This window comes from Paenarthrobacter sp. NPDC058040, assembly GCF_042885775.1.
Classification (GTDB): Bacteria; Actinomycetota; Actinomycetes; order Actinomycetales; family Micrococcaceae; genus Arthrobacter.
In genome coordinates, this window is sequence record NZ_JBHVRN010000007.1 from 184393 (window position 1) to 196493 (window position 12101).

The 12101-nt window shown below is 65.2% G+C and carries 10 protein-coding genes, 3 tRNA genes and 1 riboswitch; of the genes, 9 read left to right on the top strand and 4 right to left on the bottom strand.

What is annotated here, in order from left to right; translation table 11 throughout:
- The first annotated feature begins 92 nt into the window (after positions 1-92).
- Positions 93-725 (top strand): copper resistance protein CopC, encoded by a 633-nt coding sequence (locus tag ACFVSJ_RS11605; RefSeq protein ID WP_387436942.1) that lies wholly within the window; start codon positions 93-95, stop codon positions 723-725.
- Between the two features lie 150 nt (positions 726-875).
- A riboswitch (cyclic di-AMP (ydaO/yuaA leader) is annotated at positions 876-1067 on the top strand.
- Between the two features lie 3 nt (positions 1068-1070).
- The gene (locus tag ACFVSJ_RS11610; protein ID WP_387436943.1) at positions 1071-1838 is read left to right on the top strand and encodes an NlpC/P60 family protein; all 768 of its coding nucleotides are present in this window, start codon (positions 1071-1073) and stop codon (positions 1836-1838) included.
- Positions 1839-1913: 75 nt separating this feature from the next.
- On the opposite strand, the gene ACFVSJ_RS11615 is transcribed toward ACFVSJ_RS11610, so the two are convergent.
- Complete coding sequence (locus tag ACFVSJ_RS11615) at positions 1914-2555, bottom strand: FAD-dependent monooxygenase (RefSeq protein ID WP_387436944.1); 642 nt, start codon at positions 2553-2555, stop codon at positions 1914-1916.
- 412 nt (positions 2556-2967) lie between these two features.
- Here ACFVSJ_RS11615 and ACFVSJ_RS11620 point away from each other — a divergent pair, with 412 nt between their 5' ends.
- The gene (locus ACFVSJ_RS11620) at positions 2968-4005 is read left to right on the top strand and encodes a universal stress protein (protein WP_387437075.1); all 1038 of its coding nucleotides are present in this window, start codon (positions 2968-2970) and stop codon (positions 4003-4005) included.
- Positions 4006-4022: 17 nt separating this feature from the next.
- Complete coding sequence (locus ACFVSJ_RS11625; RefSeq protein WP_387436945.1) at positions 4023-6809, top strand: PEP/pyruvate-binding domain-containing protein; 2787 nt, start codon at positions 4023-4025, stop codon at positions 6807-6809.
- Here ACFVSJ_RS11625 and ACFVSJ_RS11630 read toward each other — a convergent pair.
- Both ACFVSJ_RS11630 and ACFVSJ_RS11635 read right to left on the bottom strand, forming a co-directional pair.
- Positions 6806-7726: a cation diffusion facilitator family transporter gene (locus tag ACFVSJ_RS11630; protein ID WP_387436946.1), complete on the bottom strand. Its 921-nt coding sequence runs from the start codon at positions 7724-7726 to the stop codon at positions 6806-6808. The two genes, ACFVSJ_RS11625 and ACFVSJ_RS11630, sit on opposite strands and share 4 nt — an antisense overlap.
- Before the next feature lie 10 nt (positions 7727-7736).
- Complete coding sequence (locus ACFVSJ_RS11635; protein ID WP_387436947.1) at positions 7737-8183, bottom strand: metallopeptidase family protein; 447 nt, start codon at positions 8181-8183, stop codon at positions 7737-7739.
- Positions 8184-8255: 72 nt separating this feature from the next.
- On the opposite strand from ACFVSJ_RS11635, the gene ACFVSJ_RS11640 reads away from it, so the two are divergent.
- Together ACFVSJ_RS11640 and ACFVSJ_RS11645 are read left to right on the top strand one after the other, a co-directional pair.
- Positions 8256-9380: a LacI family DNA-binding transcriptional regulator gene (locus tag ACFVSJ_RS11640; RefSeq protein ID WP_387436948.1), complete on the top strand. Its 1125-nt coding sequence runs from the start codon at positions 8256-8258 to the stop codon at positions 9378-9380.
- On the top strand, positions 9377-10300 hold the full coding sequence (locus ACFVSJ_RS11645) for a carbohydrate kinase (RefSeq protein ID WP_387436949.1): 924 nt from the start codon (positions 9377-9379) through the stop codon (positions 10298-10300). Before ACFVSJ_RS11640 ends, ACFVSJ_RS11645 begins: the two co-directional genes overlap by 4 nt.
- A gap of 13 nt (positions 10301-10313) precedes the next feature.
- Here ACFVSJ_RS11645 and ACFVSJ_RS11650 read toward each other — a convergent pair whose 3' ends face one another.
- Positions 10314-11309 carry a DMT family transporter gene (locus ACFVSJ_RS11650; protein ID WP_387436950.1) on the bottom strand — a complete coding sequence of 332 codons (996 nt, stop codon included), beginning with the start codon at positions 11307-11309 and terminating at the stop codon, positions 10314-10316.
- A gap of 235 nt (positions 11310-11544) precedes the next feature.
- On the opposite strand from ACFVSJ_RS11650, the gene ACFVSJ_RS11655 reads away from it, so the two are divergent.
- The 3 genes from ACFVSJ_RS11655 (at position 11545) to ACFVSJ_RS11665 (ending at position 11897) form a co-directional block, all read left to right on the top strand.
- Positions 11545-11617: transfer RNA gene (locus ACFVSJ_RS11655), tRNA-Glu, on the top strand.
- Between the two features lie 84 nt (positions 11618-11701).
- Positions 11702-11775 (top strand) — tRNA-Asp (locus tag ACFVSJ_RS11660).
- Between the two features lie 46 nt (positions 11776-11821).
- Positions 11822-11897 (top strand) — tRNA-Phe (locus ACFVSJ_RS11665).
- Positions 11898-12101 lie beyond the last annotated feature (204 nt).

Here is a 12101-nt window from a genome sequence, read left to right on the forward strand (position 1 = left end):
GAGTGTGCTCTCAAATCCTATGCCTGCGGATACGGGACGCCCGGACGATTCGCCTAGTCTGTAAGGAAGCCAACATTAGGAGAAACCGCCCCATGCGTACCGTCCGCCCGCTTCTGGCCGCCGTCGTAGCTGCTCTTGCCTTCGCCTCCGCGGTGCTGTTTGGTGCCGCCCCCGCGTCCGCGCACGACGTCGCCGAGTCCACCACTCCGGCGAACGGTGCCACCGTGGCGGCAGTTCCGGCGTCGGTCTCCATCACGTTCAACAACCGCCCGCTGGCCATCGGCTCCGGTGTGACGGTGACCGCGGGCGGCGAAAACTGGGCGGACGGCGCGGTCGAAATCATCGACAACCAAGCGGTCCAGAAGTTGCGCGAGGGCGCGCCGGCCGGTGAGTACACCGTCACGTGGCGCGTTGTCAGCTCCGATTCGCACCCCATTGAGGGCACTTTCAAGTTCACTGCCGCCGCTGGAAGCACGACGACGACAAGCGGTTCGGCGGGTGCCTCACCTTCCACGTCGGCTTCGGGAGCCACGGTTCCGAGCGCCGGAACAGCAGCTCCGGGGAGCGGCTCCAGCGAGCCGGCTCCGGCGGCTTCGCAGCCCTTCCCCTGGAGCATTGTGGGACTCGCCGTGGTGGCCGTGGGACTCGTGATCTTCCTGGCCGTTACTGCCCGCCGGAAGCTGGCTGCCTCCAACGATGCCGAGGGCGATACTCCCGCGGAATGACGCGGTTTTCTACATAGCTGCGAAAATCTCGAATCGGTTACCGCGACACGCGCAACGCGCCCTGCTCGTTACTCAAATGTGACTTTGCGGTGATCATCGCGTACGGTAGTACCTGTGCCTGATCCATCTTCGAGGCACTTCCGGCCTGATTGCCTAGCTCTGCCGCAGTCCGGAATCCGTTCGCAGACAAACCTACGGCAGAGACGGGGAACCCATTTTAGGCCGCCATTGAGTGCGCCTTGGGGTGAAGTCACGAAGCTTCCGCTGGACAGCGGGGGATAGTGGCCGGGTGACTCCCATCCGAATCCGACAGCTAACCTCGCAGGCATCGGGAGAGGCTCTTTCATGTCTTCACGCATTCTTCGCGGCCGTCGTAAGGCGGACATCGCGCGTCCCAATCCGTTCATCTCCATCTCCAAGGCCGTTGCCAGCAACGCTTCCGGCGCTGGCCGCCAGGCAGCCGTCATCGCTGCAGCTTCCGGGCTGGTCCTGACCGGCTCCATCGCCGCCCACGCTGCCGAGACGCCCGCACAGGCTCCGGTCCAGCGCGACTCCAGCCCCGCAACCGTTGCGGAAACCCCCAACAAGGTTGTCACCGCAGCTTCAACGGCCACCATCAACTTCGAGCGCCCCGCGGTTTCCTCCGTGGCCGCTCCGGTCATCGAAAAGCCGGCTCCCGTAGTTGAGGCTCCGGCCAAGAAGGCGGCAGCCAACGTTGCTGCCGCTCCCGCCAAGGCGACCGCCACGGCTACCGCCTCCGTCGCTGCCGCACCTGCAGCAGCAGCACCGGCCGGCAGCGTCAACGCAGCCATGGTTGCTTCCGCCTACGCCCAGATCGGCATCATGCAGGACTGCACCGCCATGGTGGAACGCGCCCTCGGCTCCGCAGGCATCCCCGTGGGTGACCTTGCTCCGATGCAGTTCCTGAACTACGGCAAGGTAGTCAGCGACCCGCAGCCGGGCGACATGATCGTCCAGTCCGGCCACGTTGCCATCTACATCGGCAACGGCCAGGCCATCAGCGGCGGCATCAACGGCAACCAGACGGGTATCCACCCGATCAGCTGGCTGACCGCAACGGGCCCCATCACGTATGTACGCGCTGGCGCCTAAGCTTCACGCTTAAATACCAGAGGCCGGCATTCGGAGACTTGTTCTCCGGGTGCCGGCCTTTGGCTTTTAAGAACGTCAGGCGATCGCGATGCCAGGCCCTGCCGTGATACCGGGTCCGGCGGGCAGGGCAACCTTCAAAGAGATTGCCTGCCCAACCGCCTTGGCCTGCCGAAGCACTTCCTTGGGGGTGGGGGTGATCATTTCACCGACGCCCACCAGGTGCATTCCCACCGCACGCATGGCGGCAACGAGGTTTTGGCCGATCGCGATTCCCAGCTCAGCCAGCATCCGCCGCAACTGGCTCTGGGCGCAGCGCGTCACCACAATGTGGTCCGCGAGGAGTATCCCGTTGGCGGTGTGCACGGCCCATTGGCGGGGTGCGGGCTCAAGTTGTCCGGGAACGTTGGCTCCCAGGAAGTCCAGCCGCACGGCCTTGGTGGAACTCCGCACATCGAGTTGGTGGCTGGCTGCGTAGTTCCGCAGGTGCCGGAGGATCTGGTTTCGTTCCACCATGGCCGCCGGGTCTGCCGCATCACAGCGCTGCAGCATTCCCGTGTGGACGGAGGGTCCCGACGTGGACAGGGACCCAAACCCGTCCACCACAATGGAGCGAACGCCGTAGCGGCTGAGTTCGCTGGCCACGGCCAAACCGGAAAGCCCGGCTCCAATCACCACGGTAGTGGTGCGCTCTGTGCCGGAATCAGGCGTGAATGACACTGCTTGGTTCCTCCTTGACGTGTGTGCCCGAAGGCAGCGCGTTGTTCGCGTCCAAGCTCCCCAAGCGGCCGCAAATAAATGGCCGGGTGTGTCCTGGAACACGCTTGCCGGCCATTCGGTGACTCGAACACTACAGAACTTTTGGGGCCATGGATAGCCTCCGTGACAGCGTGTTTTTACTTGTTCATCCGGCGTCCAAAAAGGACACCCGAAACCGAGCCCGGACCGTTATGCAGGTAGCGAAAAGCCGTCTTGATTCGGCCTTGGCAACCGAGAATAGTGGGCATTGGAAGGCGATGCCCTGGACTTCTCCTTCCCCGGATATTCGCACCAGGCCGGGCGCGTCACCCCGAGGGGTGAAACCTCTGGCAGAATGACCGGAACAAAAGCAGCAGGTGGAGAGGCGGGCCCCATGGACCAGCACGGCAATCACGTTGAAGAACCCCGGAACGGCGACGGAGAAGCCGTTGCGCCCGGTGGAATCGTCGTAGGAGTAGACGGCTCGGAACATGGTCAGTGCGCCCTCGTCTGGGCGGCCCGCGAAGCTGAACGCCGTCAACTCCCGCTCCACATCGTCACGGCCTATTCGGTGCCGATCTTTGCGGCCTCCGGACTGGACGGTGGATACGCAACCGTGGACGATTCCGTGATCCGCGAGGGTGCTGAGGCAATCGCCAAGCAGGCCATGGAGAAGGTCTCTTCCTATGACCTGGATGTTGATGCCTCCGTGGAAAACGGAGATGCTGCCGGAGTGCTCCTGGACTTGTCAGCCGAGGCTGCTTTGCTGGTCTTCGGAAGCCGGGGGCGAGGGGGATTCGTCGGGCGTCTCCTGGGCTCGGTGAGCAGTGCGCTCCCGGCCCACGCAAAATGCCCTACGGTCACAGTGCCGCTGTATTGCGCCGACCGCTTGGGCGAAAACACCGAGGACAGGCATATCAAGGCTGAACATGCCAAGGCTGGTCCGCGCACGGTGGAGAACGTCGTGGTGGTGGGGGTCGACGGTTCCGAGCAAGCCCGCATCGCCGTCTTGGAAGCGGCCGAACAAGCTGAGCGGATGGGGGCCAAGCTGAGGGTCATTTGCGCTGTTCCGCAATACAGCGGTTCCCTGGCTTGGGTGCCCGCGCCCCTGGACCGGGATGCCCTGTTCGCGGACATCAAGGTGCAACTGGACGCCGGAGTCGCCTGGCTCCGCAGCCACTTCCCCAAACTGACAGTTGAAACCGAACTGACCGACGGCTCGCCCGTGGACGTCCTGGTGGAAGCCAGCAGGGGCGTTGAGCTTGTGGTGCTGGGTACCCGGGGCCGTGGTGGTTTTGCAGGGATGCTCCTGGGCTCTACCTCGGACGGCGTCCTGCACCACGCCAAGGGCCCCGTTCTGGTGGTTCCCGACCGCGAGGACCCGCGACTCGCCGACCGGGCAAACTTCGGTCCCATGCTCGGGGCTGCATAGGGTCAAGGGGCCGGTCGATGGAAGGCCAGGACCCCGGCACATGGGCCGGAGGGCAAACGCAGGCGCAGCCGCAGGATGCCGCCGGCTTGGGCTTCATCCTGCCGCTGGATGAGATCCGGGCGGGCATGCTTCCGGACGTCGGCGGCAAGGCTGCCAACCTCGGTGAACTGACCGCTGCCGGATTACCGGTACCTCCCGGCTTTTGCCTCACGACGGCGGCCTACCGCCATTCGCTGGCATCGGCCGGCCTGGGAGAGGTCTTCGAGGCCCTGGAGGCCGCCTCCGGCGCGGCCGGGCAAAGCGGAGGCCCCACGATCGGGCCAGACCCCGCCAACCTTAATCCGCTTGCGGCCCGCGCCCGGTCCCTGGTCCTCGACGCCGGAATGCCGCCCGAAGTGGCCGCAGAGGTACGGGCCGCGTATCTTGCATTGGGTACCGACGTCCCGGTCGCGGTCCGGTCTTCGGCAACTGCGGAAGATCTTGCGTTTGCGAGCTTCGCCGGGCAGCAGGACACCTTCCTGAACGTCGTGGGCGTCGACTCCGTCCTGGACGCCGTCAGCCGCTGCTGGGCCTCCCTTTGGACCGATCGCGCAGTGAGCTACCGGACCACCAACGGCATTGACCACTCCACGGTGGCGTTGGCCGTCGTCGTCCAGGAGATGATCCAGTCCGCCACGGCAGGGGTGATGTTCACGGCGAACCCGGTGACCGGCCGCCGTGGTGAAGCCGTGATCGATGCCAGCCCTGGTCTTGGCGAGGCCGTGGTTTCAGGGGCCGTGAACCCGGACCAGTACATTGTGGATGCCCGGAGCGGCGCCATCCTCAAACGGACCGTAGGCGACAGGCAGGTGGAAATCCGTTCCGTGGCCGGTGGCGGCACGGAGCGGGTGGAGCAACATGCCGGGGACGCGCCCCCGGAACCCTGCCTGAGCGACCAGCAGGTCAAGGCCCTCGCAGCACTGGGCCAGCGGGTCGAGGAGCACTACTCCTCTCCGCAGGACACCGAGTGGGCCATCGACCAAGCCGGAAAGCTCTGGCTCACCCAGGCGCGGCCCATCACCACGTTGTATCCGCAAACCACCAGGAAGCCCTCCATTCCCGGTGAGCACGCGTTCCTGAACTTCAGCCTGGCCCAAGGGCTCACCCGGCCCCTGACACCTATGGGATTGGCGGGTATCCGCCTCATCGCCTCCTGTGTGGCGGGCAAGGCCGACTTTGACGTACCCAACCCGCGGTCCGGGCCGTCGCCCTACTACGAGGCCGGGCAGCGCATCTTCTTCGATGTCACGTCCGTTCTCCGCAGCAGGGTTGGCCGGATGATCGTGCCCAGGGTTTTTGACATCATGGAGGCCCGCTCTGCTGCCCTGATCCGCGGGCTGGGCAACGATCCCCGTTTCGCCGTCACCAACAGGACGCCGTTCAAGCTCCTCCGGCACGTTGGTCCCGTTGCCGCCAAGTACCGGGTGCCGGAGACTGTTTTCCGGGCACTGTTCCGGCCGGCGTCGGCCATGAGGCGCCTGGACCGGCTGGACCGCGAGCTGCAGGAATCGCTGACTCCGCCGGAGGGAGCCACCAGTAAGCAACGGCTCCGCCATGTAGAGGAAATCCTTGGTCAGGCCATCTTCGCCACCGTTCCCCAGGTCCTGCCGCTGCCGGCCGTAGGGTTCGCCATGCTGGCCCTGGTCCGCAGGCTCCTGGGAACAGGCGTTTCCTACAACGAGCTCCAAACCGTGATTCGTGGCCTGCCCAACAACGTCACCACGGAGATGGACCTTGAACTGTGGAGTCTGGCGACGAAGATCCGGCAGGATCCCGAAGCCAAGGAGTTCTTCGCATCCCGGACTGCGGCCGAACTCAGCGAGGCCTATCAAAACGGCACGCTGCCTTCGCGCTCCCGGTCCGGCTTGGACAGGTTCCTGGCAGCCTACGGACACCGGGCCGTAGCGGAGATCGACCTCGGCATGCCGCGTTGGTCCGAGGACCCGACGCACATCCTGGGCGTCGTCACCAACTACCTGCGCCTCGAGCCGGGCGCTGGAGACCCGGCCCGGCAGTTCGATGACGCTGCCCGCGAAGCCGAGGAGCAAGTGTCCCGGCTCGTGGCCCGGGCGCGTGCAAAGAGTCCGGCCCACGCCGCGGTGGTCCGCGTTGCCCTTGACCGGACACGGCGCTTCGCAGGCATGCGGGAACTCCCCAAGTACAACCTGGTCCTTGGGCTGGCCGCCGCGCGCGAACAGTTGCTTCTCATTGGCGCGGAACTGGCACGCGACGGCCGGATTGACGACGCCCGGGACATCTTCTACCTGGACTTCGCCGACGTCGAAATCGCCCTTGCAGGGACCGGACTCCAGCACGTGGTGGCCGAACGCCGGGAGGCCTACCAGCTCGAGCTACGGCGCAGGCACATTCCCCGAGTCCTGCTTTCGGACGGAACGGAGCCCGAGGCCGCAGGGGCGCTCGCAGGCGGACCAGCCAAGCCGGGAGCCCTCAGCGGCAGCCCCGCTTCCGCCGGCGTCGTCACGGCACCCGCGAGGATCATCATGGATCCGGTCGGAGCCCATCTCGAACCAGGGGAAATCCTGGTGGCGCCATCAACGGACCCCGGCTGGACGCCGCTCTTCCTCACGGCGGGCGGGCTGGTCATGGAGATGGGCGGACCCAATTCGCACGGCGCGGTGGTAGCGCGGGAGTACGGCATCCCCGCGGTGGTGGGCGTTCCTGATGCCACCTCACGCCTCTCCACTGGCCAAAGCATCACAGTGGACGGAGCCGCCGGGACAGTGGTTCCGGCGGAAGAAAGCTAGGCGTGCTGGTGCGACTCGTGTTCTGAATGGCTCACCGGTTCCAGCTGGAACGTGCAGTGCTCGGTATCGAAATGCCGTCCCAGGCAGGACCCCAGTTGGTCGAGGATGCTGTCCGCTCCGCTGGCGTTCAGAACCTCGTCCTCCACCACCACGTGCGCCGAGAAGACGGGCACGCCGGAAGTGATGGTCCAAATGTGGATGTCGTGGGCTTCAACCACGCCATCGACGGCCAGGATGTGCTCGCGGATCATGTTGACGTCCACGCCCTTCGGAGTTGCTTCCAGAAGCACGTCCACCACGTCCCGGAGCAGATGCCAGGCGCGGGGGATGATCATGAGCGCGATCAGCACGGAAGCGATGGGGTCGGCGGCGCTGAACCCTGTGGTCATGATGACGATTGCGGCCACGATAACGGCGATCGAACCCAGAAGATCGCCGAGGACCTCGAGGTAGGCGCCCCGGACGTTCAGGCTTTCCTTCTGCGCCCCTTGCAGGATCAGGAGTGAAATGAGGTTGGCCACGGCGCCAAGGATCGCGGCCCACAGCATGATGTCGGTGTGGATTTCGGGGGTTTCACCGAAGCGGCGGATGGCTTCGATCATGATCACCACGGCGATCACAATGAGGATCAGGGCGTTGGCCAGTGCTGCCAGGACTTCGGCGCGTTGGTAGCCGTAAGTGCGTTGATCGCTCGCCGGCCGGGTGGCGATCCACGCGGCCATCAGCGCGATGAAGACGCCCGCGGCATCGGACAACATGTGGCCGGCGTCCGCGAGCAGTGCCAGCGAGCCGGAAACGACGGCGCCCACCACCTGGATGCCCACCACCCCCAAGGTGATGCCCAAGACGGCTATGAGCCGCTTTCGGTGTTTGCCGGTTGCCGTGACTCCGTGGGAGTGGTTGTGGTCGTGCCCCATGCCTACAAGGCTAGCCCCACCCGAGCTCGTGCAGACGGTCGTCGTCAATGCCGAAGTGGTGGGCGATCTCGTGGACCACCGTGATGGCCACCTCGTCGATCACTTCCTCCCGTGTGGTGCAGATATCCAGGATGGGTTGGCGGAAGATGGTGATCCGGTCCGGCAAGGAACCCGCCTCCCACCATGAATCGCGTTCCGTCAGCGGTACGCCTTCATACAGGCCCAGAAGGACGGTATCCGGATCCTCGCCTGGCTGCGGCGTGTAGTCGTCCTCAATGAAGATTGCCACGTTGTCCATGGCGCTGGCTGCCTTCGGTGGAATGAGCTGCAAGGCGTCGCTCACGGCGGCCTCGAATTCCTCCGGTGACATCTCGAAGGGACGTGGCCCCGAGAGCGGTGAGGAGGGGCGGTCGCCGTCGGGAACGATGGGAAGGCCGGGAGGAAGATTCGCGGGCATGGTTCGACTCTAGTCCGCGCCGGGAGCATTGACGCTGGATGTGTTGGCAGATACTGTTTTCGAGGCTCAGTTATGCGTATAACCGAGCCTCCCGCTCCCACCACAGTCAGGTCCCCCATGTCCCGCCACGGTGCCACTCCCGGCCCCACCAGGTCAGGTCCCACGATGCACGACGTCGCGGCCGCCGCCGGGGTGTCGCAGGCCACCGTGTCCCTGGTGCTGAACGATGCCGGCGGGGTTCGTGTTTCGGAGGAGACCAGGCAGCGCGTCCACCAAGCCGCCAGGGAGTTGGGCTACCGGACCAACGCCCACGCCAAGGTCCTCCGCGACGGCGTGGCCGGCATGATCGGCTTCGTCGGTGACCATGTGGCCACCGCGCCCTTCGCGGGCAAGATCATCGAGGGGGCGCAGGCCCGCGCGTGGGAGGCCGGAATGCTGCTGCTCACCGTCAACACAGGTGGCGACAAGGACCTCGAAGCGGCGTCGCTCGAGGCTATGCTGTCCCACAAGGTTGCCGGCGTGGTCTACGCCTCCATGTATCACCAGGAAGTGGATGTCCCGGACGCCCTTGGCGAGGTTCCCGCCGTCGTGCTCAATGCCAGGGACCGCAGCGGTACGTTCGCGAGCATCGCGCCGTCGGAGGTCGTGGGCGGCCGGACAGCCACCACAAAGCTCCTCGACGCAGGCCACCGCCGGATCGGCTTCATCAACATCGGCGCCGTCGAAGATGGCCTGCCGGCCGTCGTCGGGCGTCTTGAAGGGTACCGCGCGGCGCTCGCCGAGGCGGGCATCGAGTACGACGGCGACCTCCACCGCGCGGGCGACGGCCAGGAAGCCGGTGGCCACCGGGAGACGCTCCGGCTCATGGCCCTGGACCAGCCGCCAACGGCGATTTTCTGCGGCAACGACCGCACGGCGTGGGGTGCCTACCAGGCGCTCGCGTCTTTGGGGCTCACCGTGCCGGACGACGTGTCCGTGGTGGGCTTCGACAACCAGGAGTCGCTCGCACCGCATTTGCGGCCGGGACTGACCACCCTGGAACTGCCCTTTATTGACATGGGGCGGCGGGCCGTGGAGTTGATCCTTGCCGGTACGCCATCCCCGGGCCACACTGAATTGTTCGAATGTCCCCTCGTTGACCGGCATTCCGTGGCCGCGCCTCCGCACCTCCCCAACCAACGAACAGGAACCGCATGACCGCCAGCCCTTCCCTCGCGCCCGAACCCCTCGACGTCGTCGTGGTGGGTGAAGCGCTCATCGACATTGTGGAATCGCCGGACGGGACCACGGAGTACCCCGGCGGCTCGCCCGCCAACGTCGCGTACGGGCTGGGCCGCCTGGACGTCAAGACAGGCCTGCTGACCGCCATCGGCAAGGACCAGCGCGGCGATGCGATCGCCACCCACCTGCAAAGCGCGGGTGTGGTGCTTCTGCCGGGTTCCCAGTCGTTGAGCAGGACGGCGACTGCCACGGCCCAGATCGCCGCGGACGGCTCAGCGGAATACACGTTCGAGATCGACTGGGCGTTGTCTCCGCTGGTGTTGCCGTACGCGCCGAAGATCCTGCACACCGGTTCCATCGCCACGTTCCTGCAGCCGGGGGCCAGCGTGGTCCGGAGCCTGCTTGAGCAGGCACAGGGCGGTTGCATGATCACCTATGACCCCAACATCCGCAAGGACCTGGTGGGCAGCCACCACGAGGCGTTGACGTTGTTCGAAGAGTTGGTGCCGCTTACCGACGTCGTGAAGATGAGTGACGACGACGCGCGCTGGCTCTACCCGGGGAAGGCCGTGGAGGATACGGCCAGCCACCTGCTCTCGCTCGGCACGGGACTTGCCGTGGTCACGCAGGGATCCAACGGTTCGCTCATGGCCACCCGGCACATGCAGCTCAATGTCCCCGCCATCCCCTCGGACGTTGCGGACACCATCGGCGCGGGCGACTCCTACATGTCCGCGCTCATCATGGGCCTGCTCCTGCGCGGCAGCGACGGGATGGCTCCTACCGTGCTCGAACGGATCGGGACCACGGCCTCCATGGCCGCGTCCATCACCGTTGGCCGGCCGGGTGCCAACCCGCCCACGCACCGCGAACTTCTCGCGGGGATGGCCCGCTAGGCCTTGCCTGCTTTCAGCCCTGCCCTGCCCGCGTATTAACCTTGGACGCGCGCAGGGTGGGCTTTGTTCCCTTGGCCTTGGGGTTCCGCCTCGTCAGGCCCACGCCCACCAGGCACACCACGCCTCCCAGGAGTCCCCAGATGGTGGGCACTTCCTGAAGCAACGCCCACGAAATCAGGATGGTGGTGCCCGGAACCAGGTACGTGGTTGCGGCCAATTTGCCTGCCGGGATCAGTGACAACGCGTAGGCCCACGTTGTAAAAGCGATGGCGGTGGGGAAGATCCCCAGATACACCAGGCCCAGTGTCGCGGGGAGCGGCGCGGCCTGGACTTCGTTGACCAGTTGTCCGGTCCACGGCAGGCAGCACAGGGCCCCGATCATGATGCCGAACCACGTCGCCTGCCCTGCCGTGAACTTCCGCAGCACGGGCTTCTGCAGGATTGCGCTTACAGAGGCGAGCACGGCGGCAAGCAAGCACAACAGCACTCCGGCCACATCCGCCGTCGAACGCTGCCCGGAACCGAGGGCGATCATCGCTACCCCGCCAAACGCCACAGCACTGCCGATCAGCAGCCACCGCGGGAAGCCTTCCTTGAGGATGACGCCGGCCAGGATGGCGATCAGGATCGGTGAGACGTTGATCAGCATGGCGCTGGTTCCGGCGTCGAGCATGTGCTCCGCGGCGTTGAGGGCCACGTTGTAGCCGCCGAACCACATCACGCCGTACGCCACGATCGGCAGCCACTCGCGGCCTTTGGGCCACGCCTTCAGGCCCGGCAGCACCACGATTCCAAGCACGACGGCGGCAACCGCCAGCCGTCCGAGCGTCAAGGAACCAGGGGAGAAGCTGGGTCCGACGGCGCGGATGCCGACGAATGCCGAAGCCCATAGGACCACGGTGATGACGACGGCGGCAATGCCAAGCTTGCTGATGGGCGCTGCCGGCGCGGGGGTGGTGCGCGGCAAGGCGGGGGAAGGCTGGCCGGATCCGGCCGGGGTGGTTTTCATAGGGCCAATCTAGTCCTGCTCTTAGTGGCGCGGCTGGCGGTTTTCGGACGCTTCACGGCAAGAAACTGCCAATGTTCGAAGGGGTGGATTCTGTGCGTGTGCGAGGTCACACCGATCTCGATTTTGGAATCTGGCTATCCATGCTCTAAAGTTTTAGAGTCCAGTTCGGACGAGCGAGAGCAGAAAAGAACGCATAAAGCGTTGTGTCCTGCTGCGAAATTCGAATTGAGTTCAGGCCCCCATCGTCTAGCGGCCTAGGACACCGCCCTTTCACGGCGGCGGCACGGGTTCGAATCCCGTTGGGGGTACGCAAGGAAAGTGGTAAATCAGGCAGAAAAAGTCTGGTAAGCTGGAAGCCTTGAAAAAAACGCGGTAGCGATATCGCAAAGCAAGGCCCTGTAGCGCAGTTGGTTAGCGCGCCGCCCTGTCACGGCGGAGGTCGCGGGTTCAAGTCCCGTCAGGGTCGCTCTGAGCGCCGAAGCAATTCGGTTCTCAAGGTGACATGTCACCTAGGCTCTGTAGCTCAGTTGGTAGAGCGTTCGACTGAAAATCGAAAGGTCACCGGATCGACGCCGGTCGGAGCCACCACTGGGAAGCACCAATTCTTCGGAATTGGTGCTTTTCTTCTTTAACTTTCCTTCTCGCTTTGGCTTGGGCCTGAACGGCGACGGGGGGCCCCCCCCCCCGGGCCGGCGGGGGGCAGGTGGGCCGATGAAAAGTTGAATAATAAAAAAAACAAACCCCCCATCAACACACAAACAATGGGTTGGTTGGAGGGGATTAATTATTTAT